Annotated in this window: 17 protein-coding genes; 11 read left to right on the plus strand and 6 right to left on the minus strand. The window is 74.2% G+C overall.

Features of this window, described 5'->3' with window-relative positions; genetic code table 11:
• Positions 1-149: 149 nt before the first annotated feature.
• Positions 150-665 (plus strand): hypothetical protein, encoded by a 516-nt coding sequence (locus VK611_28155; protein HMG45238.1) that lies wholly within the window; start codon positions 150-152, stop codon positions 663-665.
• Positions 666-720: 55 nt separating this feature from the next.
• Here the strand turns inward: VK611_28155 and VK611_28160 are convergent, their stop codons facing one another.
• Positions 721-1,761 (minus strand): LLM class flavin-dependent oxidoreductase, encoded by a 1,041-nt coding sequence (locus VK611_28160; GenBank protein HMG45239.1) that lies wholly within the window; start codon positions 1,759-1,761, stop codon positions 721-723.
• 64 nt (positions 1,762-1,825) lie between these two features.
• Between VK611_28160 and VK611_28165 the strand changes: the two genes are divergently transcribed.
• A complete protein-coding gene (locus VK611_28165) occupies positions 1,826-2,572 on the plus strand; it encodes an enoyl-CoA hydratase/isomerase family protein (protein HMG45240.1) in 747 nt (248 codons plus the stop codon).
• 68 nt (positions 2,573-2,640) lie between these two features.
• Here VK611_28165 and VK611_28170 read toward each other — a convergent pair whose 3' ends face one another.
• Complete coding sequence (locus VK611_28170) at positions 2,641-3,084, minus strand: Lrp/AsnC family transcriptional regulator (GenBank protein ID HMG45241.1); 444 nt, start codon at positions 3,082-3,084, stop codon at positions 2,641-2,643.
• A 67-nt stretch (positions 3,085-3,151) separates the two neighbouring features.
• On the opposite strand from VK611_28170, the gene VK611_28175 reads away from it, so the two are divergent.
• Both VK611_28175 and rocD read left to right on the plus strand, forming a co-directional pair.
• Positions 3,152-3,949 carry an arginine deiminase-related protein gene (locus VK611_28175; protein HMG45242.1) on the plus strand — a complete coding sequence of 266 codons (798 nt, stop codon included), beginning with the start codon at positions 3,152-3,154 and terminating at the stop codon, positions 3,947-3,949.
• Positions 3,946-5,148 carry an ornithine--oxo-acid transaminase gene (gene rocD, locus VK611_28180; GenBank protein HMG45243.1) on the plus strand — a complete coding sequence of 401 codons (1,203 nt, stop codon included), beginning with the start codon at positions 3,946-3,948 and terminating at the stop codon, positions 5,146-5,148. The genes VK611_28175 and rocD overlap by 4 nt, the downstream gene beginning before the upstream one ends.
• On the opposite strand, the gene VK611_28185 is transcribed toward rocD, so the two are convergent.
• A complete protein-coding gene (locus VK611_28185; GenBank protein ID HMG45244.1) occupies positions 5,141-5,578 on the minus strand; it encodes a nitroreductase/quinone reductase family protein in 438 nt (145 codons plus the stop codon). The two genes, rocD and VK611_28185, sit on opposite strands and share 8 nt — an antisense overlap.
• Before the next feature lie 42 nt (positions 5,579-5,620).
• Here VK611_28185 and VK611_28190 point away from each other — a divergent pair, with 42 nt between their 5' ends.
• Together VK611_28190 and VK611_28195 are read left to right on the plus strand one after the other, a co-directional pair.
• Entirely contained in the window at positions 5,621-6,199 is a 579-nt protein-coding gene (locus tag VK611_28190) for a sigma-70 family RNA polymerase sigma factor (protein ID HMG45245.1), read from the plus strand.
• Positions 6,196-6,894: a hypothetical protein gene (locus tag VK611_28195; GenBank protein HMG45246.1), complete on the plus strand. Its 699-nt coding sequence runs from the start codon at positions 6,196-6,198 to the stop codon at positions 6,892-6,894. Before VK611_28190 ends, VK611_28195 begins: the two co-directional genes overlap by 4 nt.
• On the opposite strand, the gene VK611_28200 is transcribed toward VK611_28195, so the two are convergent.
• Positions 6,884-7,462: a hypothetical protein gene (locus VK611_28200; protein ID HMG45247.1), complete on the minus strand. Its 579-nt coding sequence runs from the start codon at positions 7,460-7,462 to the stop codon at positions 6,884-6,886. The two genes, VK611_28195 and VK611_28200, sit on opposite strands and share 11 nt — an antisense overlap.
• Before the next feature lie 59 nt (positions 7,463-7,521).
• Between VK611_28200 and VK611_28205 the strand changes: the two genes are divergently transcribed.
• Positions 7,522-8,769 carry a Glu/Leu/Phe/Val dehydrogenase dimerization domain-containing protein gene (locus tag VK611_28205; protein HMG45248.1) on the plus strand — a complete coding sequence of 416 codons (1,248 nt, stop codon included), beginning with the start codon at positions 7,522-7,524 and terminating at the stop codon, positions 8,767-8,769.
• A gap of 67 nt (positions 8,770-8,836) precedes the next feature.
• Here the strand turns inward: VK611_28205 and VK611_28210 are convergent, their stop codons facing one another.
• Entirely contained in the window at positions 8,837-9,760 is a 924-nt protein-coding gene (locus VK611_28210; GenBank protein ID HMG45249.1) for a CHAD domain-containing protein, read from the minus strand.
• 149 nt (positions 9,761-9,909) lie between these two features.
• On the opposite strand from VK611_28210, the gene VK611_28215 reads away from it, so the two are divergent.
• Both VK611_28215 and VK611_28220 read left to right on the plus strand, forming a co-directional pair.
• The gene (locus VK611_28215; GenBank protein HMG45250.1) at positions 9,910-12,888 is read left to right on the plus strand and encodes a lamin tail domain-containing protein; all 2,979 of its coding nucleotides are present in this window, start codon (positions 9,910-9,912) and stop codon (positions 12,886-12,888) included.
• A gap of 57 nt (positions 12,889-12,945) precedes the next feature.
• Positions 12,946-14,301, plus strand: coding sequence for a DUF4214 domain-containing protein (locus VK611_28220; GenBank protein HMG45251.1), 1,356 nt, complete (start codon positions 12,946-12,948; stop codon positions 14,299-14,301).
• Positions 14,302-14,317: 16 nt separating this feature from the next.
• Here VK611_28220 and VK611_28225 read toward each other — a convergent pair whose 3' ends face one another.
• Positions 14,318-14,842 (minus strand): isoprenylcysteine carboxylmethyltransferase family protein, encoded by a 525-nt coding sequence (locus VK611_28225; protein HMG45252.1) that lies wholly within the window; start codon positions 14,840-14,842, stop codon positions 14,318-14,320.
• Positions 14,843-15,077: 235 nt separating this feature from the next.
• On the opposite strand from VK611_28225, the gene VK611_28230 reads away from it, so the two are divergent.
• On the plus strand, positions 15,078-16,916 hold the full coding sequence (locus VK611_28230) for an ABC transporter ATP-binding protein (GenBank protein HMG45253.1): 1,839 nt from the start codon (positions 15,078-15,080) through the stop codon (positions 16,914-16,916).
• Positions 16,909-18,705 carry an ABC transporter ATP-binding protein gene (locus VK611_28235; protein HMG45254.1) on the plus strand — a complete coding sequence of 599 codons (1,797 nt, stop codon included), beginning with the start codon at positions 16,909-16,911 and terminating at the stop codon, positions 18,703-18,705. Before VK611_28230 ends, VK611_28235 begins: the two co-directional genes overlap by 8 nt.
• Positions 18,706-18,739: the final 34 nt, after the last annotated feature.

The raw sequence follows: 18,739 nt of genomic DNA on the forward strand, positions 1-18,739 counted from the left end.
CGCCGGTCACCACCACGACGACGACTGCGCCGCCGGTCACCACCACGACGACGACTGCGCCGCCGCGGCCCCTGCCCCCGCCACCGACGACCACCACGACGGTGCCGCCGCCGGTGACGACCGTTCCGCCTCCGTCGACCACGACGACCATGCCGCCACCACTGCCACTCCCGCCACCGCCGCTGCCGCTGCCGCCACCGCCACCCCCGCCGGTGCAGCCGGTCCGTCTCGGCGTGGGCGCGGCGATGGCGCCGTCGCCGCTCGTCGCCGGGGAGACGGCCACCGTGGTGGTCACCGTGCGGAACGACGGTGCGCAGGTCGTCGACGACGTGCGCCTCGTCGACGTGCTGTCGGCGCCCGTCGCCCTGCGCAGCGCGTCGAGCCCGGCGGGGACGTGCGCGGTGGTCGGCCGGCGGGCGGACTGCCGGCTGGGTCGCCTGGCGCCCGGCGACATGGCCACGGCTGAGCTGCGGGTGGTCGTCGACCGCGAGCCCGCGTCGCGCACCGTCGTCCAGCAGATCTCGCTGAACGGGGTCGACCGGTCGGTCTCGACGCTGGTCCGCAGCCCGACCCCGGCCGGCGCGCTGCTCGACCTGCCCGGCCCCACCGTGACCCTGGTGGCGTTCTTCGGGTTCGTCCTCGCGAGCCGCTTCAGACCCGCATGACCCCATCCGAAATTGCGTTCGAAAACCCGCATGGAGCGGGCCGACGAACGCAATTTCAGACGAGCGTGGGGGACGAGGGGGAGGGCAGCCCGGCCGCTTCGGCGACCAGCTGGTAGGAGCGGCGGCGGGCGTCGGCGCCGTGGGTCATGGTGGTGATCATCAGCTCGTCGGCGCCGGTGCGCTCGACCAGCTCGTCGAGCTGACGGCGCACCGAGTCGGGCGAGCCCACCACCGACGAGGCCGTCCATTCGCGCAGCAGCTCGCGCTCGCCGGGCGTGAACGTGTAGCCCTCGGCCTCCTCGGGCGTCGGGTAGCGCCCGGGCCGGCCCGTCCGGTGCCGCACGAACGCCAGCGCCCCGGACCCCGCCAGCCACTTGGCGTCCTTCTCGGTCGCGGCGCACAGCACCGATACGCCGAGCATGGCGAAGGGCTCCGACAGCACGTCCGACGGCCGGAACGCGGCCCGGTAGGCGGCCAGCGCCGGCAGCGTGTTGTGCGCGGCGAAGTGGTGGGCGAACGAGAACGGGAGGCCGAGGATGCCGGCCACCTGGGCGCTGTAGTCGCTCGACCCCAGCAGCCAGATCGCCGGCTGGTTGCCCTGGCCGGGGACGGCGGTGATGCGACGGTAGGGATGGTCCTCGGGGAAGCCGCCGCTGAAGAACGCCTGCAGCTCGCCGAACTGCTCGGGGAAGTCGTCGACGTAGAGGCTCTGCTTCGACCGGCGCAACGCGCTGGCGGTGAGGCCGTCGGTGCCCGGTGCCCGGCCGATGCCCAGGTCGACCCGCCCCGGGTGCAGCGCCTCGAGCATGCCGAACTGCTCCGCCACCACCAGCGGGGCGTGGTTGGGGAGCATCACGCCGCCCGAGCCGATGCGGATGGTCGACGTGACCGACGCCGCGTGGGCCAGCAGCACCGCCGGCGCCGAGCTGGCGATCCCCGGCATGTTGTGGTGCTCGGCCACCCAGTAGCGGTGGTAACCGAGACGCTCCACCTCCCGGGCCAGCTCGACCGAGGCACGCAGCGCCTGGGTGGGCGACGAGCCCTCGCCGATCGGCGCCAGGTCGAGCACGGACAGGGGGATGTCGGCGACGGTCACGCCATCGTCCAACCCGGTGGACGTACGACTTGTTCCGCCGGCCGCCCTGGCGGAAGCTCCTGGCATGGCAGCAACACCGATCGAGGTGGAGCGGGACGGGCCGGTGGTGCGGGTGTGGCTCTCCCGCCCCGAGAAGCTCAACCCGCTGGGTACGGCGACGCTGGAAGATCTCGTCGCCCTCTACGAGTCGTTCGCCACCGACTTCGACGTGCGGGTGGTGGTGCTGGGAGGACGGGGACCGTCGTTCTCCGCCGGTGCCGACCTCACCGCCCCGCCGGGGTCGGAGCACATGGCGCGCGGCGGGGGAGCGGGCGAGCGGGAGCGGCGCTGGTGGTCGCAGCTGGGGCGGCGGGCGGTCGGGGCGATCGCCGACGCCGAGGTGGTGACCATCGCCCGGCTGCACGGCAACGTGCTGGGCGGCGGGCTGTGCCTGGCGCTGGCGTGCGACTTCCGGGTGGCGGCCGTCGACGCCCGGCTGGGCTTGCCGGAGGTCGACCTGGGGTTGCCGCTGACCTGGGGCGGGACCGCCCGGCTCGTGCACGAGGTGGGCGCCGCCCGGGCCCGGCAGCTCATCCTGCTGACCGAGCCGGTCAGCGGGGCCGAGGCGGCGGGCTGGGGTCTCGTCCACCGGGCGGTGCCGGCCGACGAGCTCGACGCCGCCGTCGACGCCTGGGCGGGTCGTCTCGCGGCCAAGCCCGAGGCCGCCGTGCACATGGCCAAGTCGCAGTTCCGGGCGCTGTCCCGGCTGTCGGGCCTGGGTGACACCACGGAGACCGACGGCGACCTGCTCTTGGCGACGGGTCTGCGTTAGCGACCCGCCGAAATGTGCACCGCTGCGCACGTTTTCCGTGCGTTTCCGTGCACATTTCGCTGTCGGGGCTACGCCGTGGGGCGGTGGACCAGGCGGGACAGCACGATCTGGCTGTTGGTGCGCTCGGCGTTGCGGTGGGCCCGGAGGCGCTCGATCACCGACTCCAGCTCGCTGATGCTGCCGGTCTGCACGTGGAGCAGGGCGTCGGCGCCGCCGGTCACCGTGTAGGCGCCGACGACCTCGGGGAAGGCCGACACCATCGAGCGGATCTCCTCGGGGTCGGTGCGGCTGCGGCAGTGCAGCTCCACGAACGCCTCGGTGCCGCCGCCGAGGGCTTCGGGGTCGACCAGGGCGGTGAACCCCCGGATCACCCCCGACTCCACCAGCCGGTCGACCCGCCGCTTCACCGCCGGCGTCGACAGCCCGACCGTGGCGCCGACCTCGGCGTACGTCGTCCTGGCGTTCTCCACCAGCAGCGCAACGATCTTGCGGTCTAGCTCGTCTCGAAGCAACAGATCGACCTCCTAACGCAAGATCGACGCATTGTAGTGGCCGTGAAGCGCCCTTAACGTCCAAGGCATGCCCCGTCGTCTCCTGATGTGCCCTCCCACCTACTTCGACGTGGTCTACGTGATCAACCCGTGGATGCACACGCAGGTGCCGGTCGACCACCAGGCGGCGATCGACCAGTGGGAGGGGCTGCGGGCGACCTACGAGGCGCACGGGCACACCGTCGAGCTGGTCGAGCCGGAGCCCGGGCTGCCCGACATGGTGTACGCCGCCAACAGCGCTCTCGTGCTCGACGGCATCGCCTACCTGGCCCGCTTCCACCACCCCGAGCGTTGGGGCGAGGAGCCGGTCTACGCCCGCTGGTTCGAGGCCAACGGCTTCCGGGTGCAGCGGGCGAGCCACGTCCACGAGGGCGAGGGCGACCTCCTGGTGGTCGGCGACGTGATCCTGGGCGGCACCGGGTTCCGCACCGACATCGCCGCCCACGCCGAGGTGTCGCGGCTGTTCGACCGGGAGGTCGTGAGCCTCGAGCTGGTCGACCCCCGCTTCTACCACCTCGATACGGCGCTGTTCGTGCTCGACGGCGCCGAGGGACGCATCGCCTACCACCCCGGGGCGTTCTCCGAGGCCAGCCGGCACGAGCTGGAGCGCCGCTACCCGGATGCCATCGTGGCCGACGAGGTCGACGCCAACGTCTTCGGGCTCAACGCCATGTCGGACGGCACCCACGTGTTCCTGCCCGCCCCCGCCCACGGCCTGGCCAAGCGGGTGGCCGACGCCGGCTACGAGCCGGTGCCGGTCGAGCTGTCCGAGCTGCTCCGGGGCGGCGGCAGCGTGAAGTGCTGCACGCTGGAGCTGCGGTCGTGAACGCGGGCGACCTCGAGGCCCGCTGGGTCGCCCCCAACTACTCGCCGCTGCCGGTGACGCTGGTGGAGGGCGAGGGCGCCTGGGTGGTCGACGACGAGGGCCGCCGCTACCTCGACCTCCTCTCCGCCTACTCGGCGCTCAACTTCGGCCATCGCCACCCTCGTCTGGTGGCGGTGGCTCAGGCCCAGCTGGGGCGACTGACGCTGACCAGCCGTGCGTTCCGCAACGACCAGCTCGGCCCGTTCGCCGAGGCGCTGGCGGAGCTGTGCGGCAAGGACATGGTGCTGCCCATGAACACGGGCGCCGAGGCCGTCGAGACCGCGCTGAAGCTGGCGCGGCGCTGGGGCTACCAGGTGAAGGGCGTGGCCCCGGACCGGGCGCAGGTCGTCGTGTGCGACGGCAACTTCCACGGCCGCACCACCACGATCGTCGGCTTCTCGTCGGACCCGTCGTCCCGGGACGGCTTCGGGCCGTTCACCCCGGGGTTCGTGTCGGTGCCGTTCGGCGACGCCGCGGCGCTGCGGGCCGCGATCACCGACGACACCGTGGGGTTCCTCGTCGAGCCGGTGCAGGGCGAGGCGGGGGTGATCGTGCCGCCCGACGGCTACCTGCGGGAGGTGCGGGAGATCTGCTCGTCGGCGGGTGTGCTGCTGCTGGCCGACGAGATCCAGTCGGGCCTGGGGCGCACCGGGCGCACCTTCGCCTGCGACCACGAGGACGTGGTGCCCGACGTCTACATCCTGGGCAAGGCGCTGGGCGGCGGGATCGTGCCGCTGTCGGCCGTGGTGGCCGACGCCTCGGTGCTGGGCGTGCTGACGGCGGGGACGCACGGCAGCACGTTCGGGGGGAACCCCCTGGCCTGCGCCGTCGGCCGAGAGGTGCTGGCGCTGCTCTCGACCGGCGAGCTGCAGGCCAGGGCCACCAAACTGGGTGACCACCTGGCGACCCGCCTGGCCGAGCTGGAGGGGCCGGCGCTGACGGCCGTGCGGGTGCGGGGGCTGTGGGCGGGCGTCGACTTCGGTCCGGCGGTGCCGTCGGGCCGGGCGGTCTGCGAGCAGCTGCTGGCCCGGGGCGTCCTGGCCAAGGACACCCACGGCTCGACGGTCCGCCTGGCGCCGCCGCTGGTGATCGAGGAGTCCGACCTCGACCTGGCGTTGGACATCCTGGGCGAAATCTCGACAGAACTGGCGGCTATGTAGCCACCTGTGTCGAGGTTTCGGGTGAGGCGAGGTCGAAGCGGACCGTCGTCAGGTCGGTGCCGAAGCCGCGGACCGACGCCTCGTGGCTCCTCCGGCCGAAGGTGGCCAGGCGGGCCTCGGGGTCGTCGTCGGGGAGGACCTCGGCCCGGGCGTCGCGCCAGCGCCGTCGGATCCGGACCCGCACCTGCGGGTCGGCCTCGATGTTGCTCACGTAGCCGGCGTAGCGGCCCTGCTCGGCGACCACCCAGCCGGTGTCGCCGTCGAGGAGCATCCCCACCACGTTGCGCCGCCGCTTGCCGCTGCGCCGGCCCCGGGTCTCCACCAGCACCAGGCCGGGGGCCAGGCCCGCCCACACGGCGAGCTTCATCGGCGGGTTGAGGACGTAGCGCTGCACCAGGCGGACCCAGCGGCGCTTCCGGTCGTCGGCCACCGACGGAACCTACCGCCCGGGCGCGGTGTAGGAAGGGGTGTGTTGACCGGTGCGGTCCGTCGTCGCGGTTCCGACGAGGGGGAGCTGGTCCGGCGCGCCCAGGCGGGCGACGCCGACGCCTACGGGGAGCTGGTCCGGGTGCACCGCCGCTCGGCGCTGCGGGTGGCCACGGTGGTCCTCGGCACCGCCGAAGGCGCCGACGACGTGGTGCAACAGGCGTCGGAGCGGGCCTGGCGCGCGATCGGCCGGTTCCGTCCCGACCGGGCGTTCCGACCCTGGCTGCTGCGGGTGGTCGCCAACACCGCCCGGAACGACCGGCGCTCCCGGGGGCGGCGGGCGAACCTGGCGCTGCGGGCCACCGTGCGGGCCGCGGCCGAGGTCGTGGCGACCCCGGAGGACCTGGTCGTCACCGAGGTGGAGCGGCAGCGGGTGGTGGCGGCGCTGAACCGCCTGCGGGCGGACGACCGGCTGGTGATCGCCCTGCGCCACTTCGAGCAGCTGTCGGAGCGGGAGATGGTGGAGGTGCTGGGCCGGCCGGCGGGCACGGTGAAGTCGCGCCTGTCCCGGGCGGTGGCCCGGCTGCGGGTGGAGCTGGAGCGCGACCGGGAGGAGGAGTGGTGACCGACGCCCACCTGGAGGCGGTGCTGGCCAGCGTCGGGGAGCACCTGGTGGTCCCGCCGCCCGTTCCGTGGGAGGGGGAGGGCGACGGCGCCCGTCCGTCGCGGCCGCGTCGCCGGGCGGTGGGGCTCGTCGCCGCGGCGGTGCTGGTGGTGGCGGGCGCGGCGACGGTGGTCGCCCCGGTGCGCGACGCCGCTGCCCAGGTCGGCGACTGGCTGGGCATCGGCCACACCCGGATCGAGCGCCAGGCCGCCCCGGGTGCCGACCCGTCGGGCCTCCCGCCCGTGGCGTCGGGCCTGGAGTCCGTGTCGCCCGCCCGGGCCGAGACCGAGCTGGGGCGGCCGCTGCCGACCGTCGACCTGGGCGACCCCGACCTGCTGGCGGTGATGCCCGAGGGCGGGGTGCTGCTGGGCTGGGACGAGGCCGCCACCACGCTGTGGGTGCGGCCGACCGCCGATCCCGCGGCCATCCGGGTGACGAAGGTGGTCGACGAGCTCGCCGCGGCCGAGCGGGTGCCGGGCCTGGGCGAGTCGGCGGTCTTCGTCGGCGGCGACCACGTGCTGGTCACGCCCCACCGCCGAGTCGCCGCCGGGGCCGTGCTGCTGTGGATCGACGCCGGCCTGGAGTACCGCCTGGAGTCGGACCTGCCCTACGACGAGCTGCTCACCACCGCCCGCTCGGTGTCGATCACTCGGTGATCCAGTCGCGGCACGACGTCCGCAGCGCCGACATGAACGAGTCGAGGTGGGCGTTGGCCGAGGCCTGCAGCATGGTGCCGTCGGGCACGCGCTCCAGGAGCTGGGCCTGGGGGATGCCGGAGCCGCGGTAGGCGCCGGAGACGCAGCGGGCCTGGGCCTCGGTGAGCCCGTCGGCGGTGAAGTTCTCGACGTCCCGGCTCTCGAAGTCGAGGCAGCCGTCGTAGGCGGCGTACAGGAGGTCGCCCTCCTCGGCGGTGAGGTCGGGCCCGTGCAGCGTCGGCGGCGTGCGGCCGTCGACGTCGAGGCCCAGCTCCTCGAGCCGCTCGATCTCCACGACCGTCACGATCGCCTCGGCGACGCACCGGGGCTCCTCGTCGTCGCGGAAGTCGGCCCGCGGCAGCGCGGAGAGGCCCCGGGCGACGACGTCCACTACAGCCGAATCGACCTCCCCGGCCCTGCCCCCGCCCCCGTCGCCGTCCCCGGCCCCGCCTCCGTCGTCGTCGGAGCAGGCGGCGGACAGGAGCAGGATCGCCGGCAGGAGGAGCGCAGCACCACGTCGTCGTTGCATGCGCCGTCCTACACCGCCCGTCCATCTCCGGTTCCGGGAAGGTGAGTACCGTCCGGCGCATGGAGCTCTCCCCGGTCGAGGCCGTCAACGTCTACTTCGCCGAGGCGGCGCGGATCATCGACCTGGACCCGGACGTGCAGGAGGTGCTGGGCAGCAGCTACCGGGAGGTCGCCGTGCAGGTGCCGGTGCGCCTCGACAACGGCGACCTCACCGTCGTGCGGGGCTTCCGGGTGCAGCACAACGGCGCCCGCGGGCCGTACAAGGGCGGCGTGCGCTTCCACCCGTCGGCCGACCTGGGCGAGGTGCGGGCGCTGGCGGCGCTCATGACCTGGAAGACCGCCCTCCTGGAGGTCCCCTTCGGCGGCGCGAAGGGCGGGGTGGAGGTCGACCCCACCACCATGAGCCAGGGTGAGATCCAGCGCCTGACCCGGCGCTACACCCGTTCGATCCACCACGTGCTGGGCGTCTACCGCGACATCCCCGCCCCCGACGTCAACACCAACGCCCAGGTGATGGCGTGGATGATGGACGAGTACTCGCTGCTGCACGGCTACTCGCCGGCGATCGTGACCGGGAAGCCGCTGGCGTTCGGCGGGGCGCCGGGGCGGGAGTCGGCCACCGGCCGGGGCGCCATCTACGTGCTCGACGCCGTGTGCACCCACCTCGGCCTCGAACTGGCCCAGCAGCGGGTCGCCATCCAGGGCTTCGGCCAGGTGGGCTCGTGGGCGGCGCGGGAGCTGGTCGAGCGGGGCGCCACTGTGGTCGCCGTGTCCGACGTGCACGGCGGCGTCGTCCGTCCCGAGGGGCTCGACATCGAGGCCCTTGCCGCCGCCACCCGCGCGGGCGGCTCGGTGGTCGACGCGGTCGGCAAGGACGGCGTCGAGGCGGTGGGCAACCCGGAGCTGCTGGAGCTCGACGTCGACGTGCTGATCCCCGCCGCCCTCGGCCCTGTGATCACCGACGCCAACGCCGAGCGCATCCGGGCGAAGATCGTGGTGGAGGGCGCCAACTACCCGACCACCCCCGGCGGCGACAAGCTCCTGGCCGACCGCGGCGTGGTGGTGGTGCCCGACATCCTCGCCAACGCCGGCGGCGTCACCGGCTCCTACTTCGAGTGGACGCAGAACATCCAGCAGTTCACGTGGAAGGAGGAGCGGTTCCTCACCGAGCTGGCCGACCGGCTCGCCAAGGCCTACCGCGACACCCAGGCCTGCGCCGACGAGCACCACATCAGCCTGCGCACCGCCGCCTTCGCCCTCGGCGTGCAGCGGGTGGCCGACGCCGTCGTCATGCGCGGCTACGTCTGACCCCCGGAAATTGCGTGGCCTGTGGCCGCTCCAGGGCCACCACGCACGCAATTTCGGGGTGGGTGGGTCACACCGGCGGGGGCGGGGCCATCCAGCGGCGCAGGTCCTCGGCGGCGGCAGCCTCCCAGACGGCGGGCCACTCGGCGCGGAGGCGGGCGCGGTCGGTGCGCTCCCGCACGATCAGCTCGCCGGCCAGCGGGGCCAGGTGGGGGAGTGCGTCGGCTGCCCGGCGCAGCGCCGCCTCGGTGAGCACGGTGTCCTGGTGGTCGCCCAGGACCGTCTGCAGGTCGGCGATGGCCTGGGCGAACGCGGCGGCATCCGGCCCGATCGCCGGCGCCACCGCCTCGGCGGCGTAGCGACAGCGCTTGGCGAGGATGCGCACCTGGTGCAGCTCCTCGTCGGGCGGGTCGTCGGGCAGGTCGTCGACGGCCTGACGCAGCGTCTCCCACACCCCCCGGCCCACCTCCGCCCCGAGCTCGCGCCCCGACTGCAGGGCGGCGTTCGGCGGCGAGAAGCGGGGCGTCTCGGCGCCGGTCACGAGGTCGTGCAGCAGGTCGGTGTAGCGCTGGCCGAGCAGGGTCTGCTGCAGCGCAGCGTGGGCGCGCACCCGGGCCCGCCGGAAGTGGCCGACGAGCGAGTCGGCGGCGGTCGAGTCGACGGGCGCCAGGGTGGCCACCTGGGCGGTGAGCCGCTCCAGCAGCACGTCGAGGTCGCGCACCGCGCCGACCTCACCGCCCAGCCACGACAGCTCGCGGCGCAGCGGCTTGGCCCACTCGGGGTCGAGCACCAGGCGGAAGGTCCCCAGGTCGGACCGGAGGCGGCGGGTGCCGACCCGGAACTTGTGGACGTCGTCGGGATCGCCGCGCCGGGCACCCGGGTCGTGGCGCAGCAGCTGGCCGACCGACCGGGTGACGGCCTGCCGCACCAGCGCGCCGACGCTCAGGTCGGGCGACTCCGGCGACTCGGGCGGCGCAGGCGATGGCGGCTCCACGTGGCCCGAGGGTAACGCTGCTCGGCCTGGCCGGCCGCAGCGTCGCCACGCCGACTCCGACTGTTCACCCACCTGTCGCGCGACCGCAAGGGGGCGTCTGGACACGGGTCGTACTGTCCGGCTCAAGGCGGAGATCTCGGGGAGGATCGATGGGCAGGTTGTCGGGCAGGGTCATCACCGTTGGCGCGGTCGCGCTCCTGGCGGTCGTCTCGGTCACGCTGGCGGTGCCACCGGTCGCGGCGGCGCCGACCGAGCTGCTGTTCTCCGAGTACATCGAGGGCAGCGGCTTCAACAAGGCGGTGGAGATCTCCAACGGCACCGGCGCGCCCGTCGACCTGGCCGCCGGCGGCTACACGCTCGAGCTCTACAGCAACGGCGCCGCGGCGCCCAGCCAGACGGTGGCGCTCACCGGCACCGTGGCGAGCGGCGACGTGTTCGTGATGTCGCGGGCCGACGCCGACCCGCTGATCGTGGCCCAGGCCGACCAGCTCGCTCCCGCCGTCGCCAACTGGAACGGCGACGACGCGGTCGCGCTTCGGAGAGCAGGGGCCCTGGTCGACGTGATCGGCCAGATCGGGTTCGACCCCGGCACCGAGTGGGGCGGCGGCGACGTCGGCACGGCCGACAACACGATCCGGCGCAAGCCGGGGATCGAGGCCGGCGACACCGACGGCGCCGACGCCTTCGACCCGAGCGTCGAGTGGAACGGCTTCCCCCAGAACACCCTCGACGGCATCGGGCTGCCCGGCGACCAGACCACCACGCCGCCGCCGGTCCTCCGGCCCATCGGCGAGGTGCAGGGCGCGGTCACCGACACCACCGACGGCGCCACCTTCGAGTCGCCGCTGGAGGGCCAGCAGGTGTTCGTGCAGGGCGTCGTCACCCAGAAGACCCTGGCCCGTACGTCGTCGGGTGCTCTGCAGCACGGCTTCTTCCTGCAGAACACCCCCGCCACGGCCGACGCCGACCCGAACACGTCCGACGGCGTCTTCGTGTTCATCGGCGGGTTCACAACGCTGCTGCGGGTCGACGGTGGCCCCGCCTACCTGCCCCAGGTGGGCGACGAGATGGTGCTGCGGGCGAGCGTCGTCGAGTTCTTCGCCCTCACCGAGCTGAGCAGCCCCCGCCTGGTGGAGGTGGTGGGCACGGGGCACGACCCCGATGCCGACGTCGTGGTCACCGAGGCCGCCCCGCCCACCGACCTGGCCGCCGCCAACCGCTACTGGGAGCGCCGGGAGGGCCAGCGCATCCGGGTGCCGTCCGGCTCGGTGGCGACCAGCGGCCGTGACGTCTTCCCCGGGACCGCCGACGCCGAGGTGTGGGTGGTCCGGCCCGACGACCCGCTGCTCGACCGCACCGACCCCTACGCCCGCCGGGTGTTCCGCGACCCGCACCCGCTCGACAACCAGCCCGACCCGCTGTTCGACGACGGCAACGGCAACCGCATCATGCTCGCCAGCCTGGGCGTGAAGGCCCAGTCGGGCGACTCGTTCACGCTGCTGCCACCCGCTCGCCTGTTCGACACCCTCGAGGGTGACGCCGTCGGTGGCCTCTTCTTCTCCTTCGAGAAGTTCGGCGTGCAGGTGGAGTCGGCGGCGTTCACGCCGGGCACCGACCCGTCGACCAACCTGCCGCCCGCGGCGGCCGACCGCCGGCGGGAGGTGGCGATCGCGTCGTACAACGTCGAGAACCTCTACGACTTCCGCGACGACCACAACGACGGCTGCGACTTCGTCGGCAACACGGGGTGCCCGGGGGTGGCTCCGCCGTTCGACTACGTGCCCGCCAGCGACGCCGTCTACCAGGCCCGGCTCGGCGAGATCGCCCAGCAGATCAAGAACGACCTGCACTCGCCCGACATCCTCTTCACCCAGGAGGGCGAGGACCAGGACATCTGCTCGGTGACAACGGGTGCGCTGGCCTGTGGCGGGGCCGAGGCCGGCGACGGCAAGCCCGACACCCTGCAGGAGCTGGCGCTGGCCGTCGCCGCGGCGGGTGGCGGCACCTACGACGCCGCCCTCGACCGCGACGGCGCCGACGACCGGGGCATCGTCTCCGGCTTCCTCTACCGCACCGACCGGGTGAGCCTCCCGGCCGCCGCGGCCGGCGACGCGGTGCTGGGCAGCTCGCCCGGGGTCGACTACCGGGCGCCGGGCCTGGCGTCGAACGCCGACGTCGCCAACCCGAAGGCCCTCAACGCCGACCTGCCCGACGACGTCGACACGTCGACCGGCACCGACGGCAGCGACGTCTACACGCGAGCCCCGCAGGTCGCCCGCTTCCGGGTGAAGGCGCAACCGGGTTCGGGTGGCTCGGCCGATGCGTTCGACGTGTGGGGGATCAGCAACCACTTCTCCTCGGGCCCCGACGGCCGGGTGGGCCAGCGCACCGAGCAGGCGGCCTACGGCGCCGCCATCGTCGAGGCGATCGAGGCCGCCGACCCGAACGCCCGGGTCGTCTACGGCGGTGACCTCAACGTCTTCCCCCGCCCGGACGACCCGTTCGCCCCCGGCGACCCGCTGTTCCCGTCCGACCAGCTCGGCCCCCTCTACGACGCCGGGCTGCTCAACCTGTGGGACGACCTGGTGGCCGAGTCGCCCAGCGCCGCCTACTCCTACGTGTTCCAGGGGCAGGGCCAGACGCTCGACCAGCTGTTCGTCAACGGCCGGCTGCACGACGACCTGGTGGAGGCCCGGATCGCCCACGTCAACGCCGGTTGGCCGGCCGACCACCCCGGCGACGGCGCCCGCGGCCTCAGCGACCACGACCCGCAGGTCGCCCGGTTCGACAGCCGGCCGCACCTCACGGTCGCCGACGTGTCGGTGACCGAGGGCGACAGCGGCCGCCGCCCGGCGACGTTCACGGCCCGCCTTTCGCGGCCCCTGGCCGTCGACACGCCGGTGTGCCTGGTGACCCTGCCGCTGACGGCGTCGGCCGGCAACGACTTCGACCTGGCGGTGTTCTGCCGCACGCTGGCGGCGGGGGCCACCAGCGTCGACCTGCCGGTGCAGGTCCGCGGCGACCGCCGCCGTGAGGCCGACGAGCAGTTCGCGGTCCTGGTCGTCGCCCCCTCGACCGTCACCCTCGACGACCCCCTGGCGCTGGGCACCATCGTCGACGACGACTGAGCTCTGCGAAGAGGACCCGTCCGCGCGCGGTGGGGTCGCCGGTGCCACGATGAGTCGATGCGCCTCCGCTGGCTCGCCGCGGGGGCCGTGGCACTGGCGGCGACCGCGGCCTTCGTCGTCCACGACCACCACTCGTCGGTCCCGTCGAAGCAGGCCGCCGGGCCGACGCGGCTGCCGCTGGCCGAGCCCGGGGTGGAGGACTCCGTCGTGCGGCTGCTGCTCGCCTCCGAGGGTCGCCGCCCCGAGGGCACCCGCGTCGACGGGCTGGTCAGCCGCTACCGCGACGGCGAGCCGCTGCTGCAGCTCGGCGAGGAGGTCGCCGCCGGCCCCGAGTTCGTGAAGGCCTACGGCGCCCATCGCGACGCCGAGTACGTCGACCGCATCTACCGTGACCTGCTCGACCGGGCACCCCGGCCCGCCGACCGGACGCTGTGGACGGACCAGCTGGCCGCCGGCGCCAGTCGAGTCGCCCTGCTGGTGGCGCTCAGCGAGTCGCCCGAGTACGTGGCCCGCACCGGCACGGCACCGCCCGTCCCGCCCCGCCCGCTGCTCGCCCCGCCGGGCATCGAGCACTCGGTGGTACGGCTCTACCTGGGCCTCCAGGGCACGTGGCCCGACCGTCCGACGCTCGACGCCGCCGTCGCCCGTTACCTGGACGGCACCCCGCTGGCCGCCCTCGCCGACGAGGTGCTGGCCGGCCGCTACGGCTCGGAGCCCAGCGATCGGTTCGTGTCGTCGCTCTACGAGGACGTGCTGCGCCGCAAGGTCGACCCGACCGGCCTCGCCGCCTGGACCGCCCGCCTCGACGCCGGCGAGTCGCGGGGCTCGATCGCGGTCGGCTTCACCGAGTCGCCCGAGATGCTCGCCCTCACCCGCACCGCCCCGCCGCTGCCGGCCCCGATCCGCCACACGCTCCTGGCGGTGGGCGACTCGGTGATGCGGGGCGCGGTGTCGACCATCCAGGGCATCCCGGGCTGGTCGGTGAACGTCGACGCCCGGGGCTGCCGCCAGCCCACCTGGCGGGGCGACGGCTGCGGCGACGAGGACATCCCCAGCGGGGTCGACGCGCTGCGGGCCGCCCGGGGCGCCGGTCACCTGGGCGGCGCCGTCGTCATCCAGCAGGGCAACAACGGCCCCATGTCGGCCGAGGAGTTCGACGCCCTGATGTACGAGGTGGCCGACCAGCGCCTGGTGATCGCCCTGACCCTCCACGAGCCCCGGTCCTACGAGGCCGGCAACAACGCGGTGATCACCGCCGCCACCGCCCGCTGGCCCAACCTGCGGGTGCTCGACTGGCACACCGCGGCATCCGCCCATCCCGAGTGGTTCGGCGACGGCGAGGGCATCCACCTGAGCCGCACCGGCGCCCAGGCGATGGCCGACCTGATCGCCTCCGCCCTCCCGCAGTACTGAGCGCCCGCGCCTCGGGTCAGGCCCCGTCCCAGGGGCGGAGGCGGGGGATCCAGCCGGGTACGGCGAGGCGGTAGGTGTCGTAGTCGCCGCCGAACTGGCGTCGCAGCGTCGGCTCCTCGTACCAGCGGACGAAGGCGGCGTTGGCCGCGGTGATCACCGCGGCGTAGGCGAGCAGCACCGGGCGGGAGAGCAGCAGGCCCTGGCCGACGATCGCCGTCCCCACCGCCAGGTACATCGGGTTGCGGACGTGGCGGTAGAGGCCACCGACCACCAGCTTCTCGGTCGGTGCGGCCGGCGCCGGCGTACCGACACCCTCGACCACGAACCGTGCGAAGGCGACGAGGATCACCACCCCCGCGGCAACGAGCAGCACGCCGCCGAGGACCCGGACGCCCACCGCCCACGCCGGCTCGCCGGCATCCCACCCGGTCAGCCACCAGGGGAGGACCCCGGCCACCACACCGGGCGCCAAGGCGAGGAACAACGAGGTCCCCGCCGCCGCCACCGCTCTCCGTCTCCCCACCCCGTCGCCCGTCGCCATCACCGGGGAAGGTAGCCCGGTCATCTGGCGAGCCGGGCCTCGAGGGCGTCGAGGCGCCGGACGATCTCTCCTGCAGGGTCGTGTCGGGTGTCGGTGCCTTGGCCGGGGCGGGCCGCGGCTCCCGGGCGTGCACCATGCCGACCACGGCGCATGGGTCATGTTGGGGGTACAACCCCCTGCTTCAACCCGGGAATCTCGCAGGACCACCGCACTGGAGGGCGGTCACACTGGGGGTGTGGCGGAGGGGAACGGGTGGGTGGCGGCGGTGGGGGACCGGGCGGTCCTGTTGCGGGCGGCCCGTGATGCGAGCCCCCTCCTGGCGGCTGTCGCCGGCGGGGTGGCGGTCCTCTCGGCGTGCCTGCCGCCGGCCTTCAACGTGGCCGCCGGAATCGTGGCGGGACGGGCCGAGGAGGCGGTGCGGGCGGGCGACGACACGACCGGCCGGGTGGCGCCCGCCTTCGTCGTCGCCGCCCTCGTGTACCTCGCCGTGCACGTGGCCGGCCCGGTGCGGGAGGCGCTGAGCTCGGCGCTGATGCGGCGGGTCGACGCCGCGCTGACGGTCGACGTGATGCGGGCGGTGTCGCGTCCCCGCGGCGTCGCCCACCTGGAGGACCCGGCCGTGCTCGACCTGATGGCCCAGGCCCAGGGCGTGGTCACCGTGGCGACGCCGGGGATGGGCGTCTACCACGCCTACCAGGTGCTGGCGCAGCGCCTGCAGGGGCTCCTGTCGCTGGTGCTCCTGGCCGGCTTCTCGCCACCGCTGGCCGCCGGTCTCGGCGTCGCCCACGTGGTGGCCTACCGCTGGCGCCGCTGGCACTGGGGCCAGGTGACCGCCGCGGTGATGGGTCGCACCGAGGGCCTGCGCCGCTCACAGTACGTCCGCCGGCTGGCGGTCGAGCCCGAGGCGGCCAAGGAGGCCCGGGTGTTCTCGCTGGCCGGCTGGCTCCGCGGCAGCTACCGCCGCGAGTACCTCGCCGTGATGGACGACGTGTGGCGCCGGCGCCGCAGCGGCGGGCCGGTGGCCCTGGCGGTGGCCGGGATGCTGCTGGCGATCGAGGGCGGGGCGATCGCCCTGGTGGCGCAGGCCGCGGTCGACGGCCGGATCGGCCTGGCGGCGGCGCTGGTCTACGCCCAGGTGACGATCGCGGCGTCGAGCCTGAGCCAGTTCGGCGAGGGCTTCCTCTTCGTCGCCGACGCGGCCGCCGCCACCCGCCGCCTCCGGGCGCTGGAGCGAGCCGTGCCCACCAGGGCCACCGTCGGCGAGCGGGACGCCGACGGCCTGCCCCGGCGGGCCATCCGGTTCGAAGGCGTGCACTTCGCCTACCCGGGTACGACCGTCCCGGTGTACGACGGCCTCGACCTGGAGATCGAGGCCGGCCGGTCGCTGGCGATCGTGGGGGAGAACGGCGCCGGCAAGACGACGCTGGTCAAGCTGCTGGCCCGCCTCTACGAGCCGACCGGCGGGCGCATCACCGCCGACGGCGTCGACCTCCGCGACCTCGACGCCGCCTCGTGGCAGCGCCGGATGGCGGCCCTGTTCCAGGACTTCGTCCCCTACAAGCTGTCGGCCGCCGACAACGTCGCGTTCGGCGCCCTCCACGTCGAGCGAACGCCGGAGCGGCTCGATCGAGCGGCATCGGCGGCCGGTGCCCAGGGTGTGGTCGCCAAGCTGCCGCACGGCTGGGACACGGTGCTGAGCCGCCAGTTCGACGACGGCACCGACCTGTCCGGCGGCGAGTGGCAGCGCCTCGCCCTGGCCCGGGCCGTCTACGCCGTGCAGGCGGGCGCCGGCGTCCTGGTGCTCGACGAGCCCACCGCCGCGCTCGACGTCCGCGGCGAGGCCGAGGTCTACGACCGCTTCCTCGACCTCACCCGTGGCCTCACCACGATCGTGGTGTCGCACCGCTTCTCGACCGTGCGCCGGGCCGACCGGATCGTGGTGGTCGAGCACGGCCGGGTGGTGGAGGACGGCACCCACGACCAGCTGGTCGCCGCCGGTGGGCGGTACGCGGTGATGTACGACCTCCAGGCCGCCCGCTTCCGCGACGACGACGGCGAGTTGAGCCGTGCCTGAGACCCTCGCCAACCTCGGGGTGATGCTGCGGTCGTCGTGGCGGGCCGACCGCACCCGCTCGATCGGCGCCCTCCTCGCGACCGCGCTCGTCCCCGTCACCCGGCCGCTCCGGGCGATCGGCCTCGGAGTCATGGCCGACGGGATCGTGGCCCAGGACTCGGGCACGGCTCTGCGCGGCGTCGCCATCGTCGCCGGCCTCACCGCCGCCAACCGGATGCTCGACTGGGCGTCGGTCACCGTCCGTATGCGCCTGCGGGAGCACACCATCCTCTTCCTCGACGAGGAGGTGATCGAGCTGTCGGCCCGGGCGCCGAGCCTGGAGCACCACGAGCGCCCCGAGCACCAGGACCAGATGGAGCTCCTGCGCAGCGACCGCCACTACCTGGTGAACCCGTTCATGCCGATCGCCTGGTCGCTGGCCGCGGTGGTGCAGCTGGTGGCCACGATCGCGGTGTTCGCCGGCCTGCACCCGGCGCTGGGGCTGCTGCCGCTGGCCGGCGTCCCCGCCCTGGTCCTGGGCCTGCGGGCCGAGGCCTGGTGGGAGGACGCCCGCGAGCAGACCGCCCAGGACAGCCGCCTCGGCATCCACCTGATGGAGCTGGCCACCCAGCCGGCGGCGGGCAAGGAGGTGCGGATCTTCGACCTCGGCGACGAGCTGGTCGACCGCTACCAGGAGCTCATGCGCCGCATCGAGCGCCGCCACGCCGCGGTCGACGTGCGGGCCGCCCTCACCCTGTCGGTGGCCTGGGCGCTGTTCGCCGTCGCCTACATGACCGCGGTCGGGTTCGTGGCGGGCCAGGTGGTCGACGGCGCCCTGTCGGTGGGTGCGGTCGTCCTGACGCTGAGCCTGGGTGCCCAGATCAACGGCCAGCTGGCGGAGCTGGTGGACAACGCCACCTGGTTCTCGCGCACCTCCCGGGCCGTCAGCCGCTACCGCTGGCTCACCCGCTACGTCGCCGAGACCGAGGCGGCCACCGCGCCCGCCCGCCCCGCGGCCGCGCCCGACACGCTGCGCGACGGCATCACGTTCGCCGGTGTCGCCTTCGCCTACCCGGGCACCGACCGCCCGGTGCTCGACGGCGTCGACCTGCACCTCCCTGCAGGGTCGACCGTCGCGATCGTGGGGGAGAACGGTGCCGGCAAGACGACCCTGGTCAAGCTCCTGCTGCGCTTCTACGAGCCGACCGCCGGGCGCATCACCGTCGACGGCGTCGACCTGGCCGACATCCCGGTGGACGACTGGCGGGTCCGCACGTCGGGTGCCTTCCAGGACTTCGCCCACCTCCAGCTGGTGGCCCGCCACTCGATCGGCGTCGGCTGGCTCCCGCACGCCGACGACGACGCGGCGGTGGCCGAGGCGACCACCCGTGCCGCGGCCGGTGACCTCCACCAGGTCCTGCCCCAGGGCCTGGCCACCCAGCTGGGACGGGAGTTCGAGGACGGCACCGAGCTGTCGATCGGCCAGTGGCAGAAGGTGGCGGTGTCGCGGGCGATGATGCGGGCGGCGCCGCTGCTGCTGGTGCTCGACGAGCCCACCGCCAGCCTCGACGCCCCCACCGAGCACGAGCTGTTCGACCACTTCACCGGCGTCGCCCGGGTGGTGGCCCAGGAGACCGGGGCGATCACCGTGCTGGTGAGCCACCGCTTCTCCACGGTCCGCACCGCCGACCTCGTGGTGGTCGTGGCCGGCAACCGGGTGGCCGAGACCGGCACCCACGAGGAGCTGGTCGCCCGCCCCGGTGGCCTGTACGCCGAGCTGTACGGCCTCCAGGCCCGCAGCTACACGTGATCGTCGCCCAATCCGGAGGGGAACCTGTCATAGT

The organism is Acidimicrobiales bacterium (assembly GCA_035316325.1).
Taxonomy (GTDB): Bacteria; Actinomycetota; Acidimicrobiia; order Acidimicrobiales; family VFJN01; genus DASXTK01.

Bases quoted from the DNA above. Each gene is read 5' to 3' on its own strand.
- VK611_28155 (HMG45238.1), top strand. From the start codon at position 150: ATGCCGCCACCACTGCCACTCCCGCCACCGCCGCTGCCGCTGCCGCCA.
- VK611_28165 (HMG45240.1), top strand. From the start codon at position 1,826: ATGGCAGCAACACCGATCGAGGTGGAGCGGGACGGGCCGGTGGTGCGG.
- VK611_28175 (HMG45242.1), top strand. From the start codon at position 3,152: ATGCCCCGTCGTCTCCTGATGTGCCCTCCCACCTACTTCGACGTGGTC.
- VK611_28200 (HMG45247.1), bottom strand. From the start codon at position 7,462: ATGCAACGACGACGTGGTGCTGCGCTCCTCCTGCCGGCGATCCTGCTC.
- VK611_28205 (HMG45248.1), top strand. From the start codon at position 7,522: ATGGAGCTCTCCCCGGTCGAGGCCGTCAACGTCTACTTCGCCGAGGCG.
- VK611_28215 (HMG45250.1), top strand. From the start codon at position 9,910: ATGGGCAGGTTGTCGGGCAGGGTCATCACCGTTGGCGCGGTCGCGCTC.
- VK611_28220 (HMG45251.1), top strand. From the start codon at position 12,946: ATGCGCCTCCGCTGGCTCGCCGCGGGGGCCGTGGCACTGGCGGCGACC.
- VK611_28225 (HMG45252.1), bottom strand. From the start codon at position 14,842: ATGGCGACGGGCGACGGGGTGGGGAGACGGAGAGCGGTGGCGGCGGCG.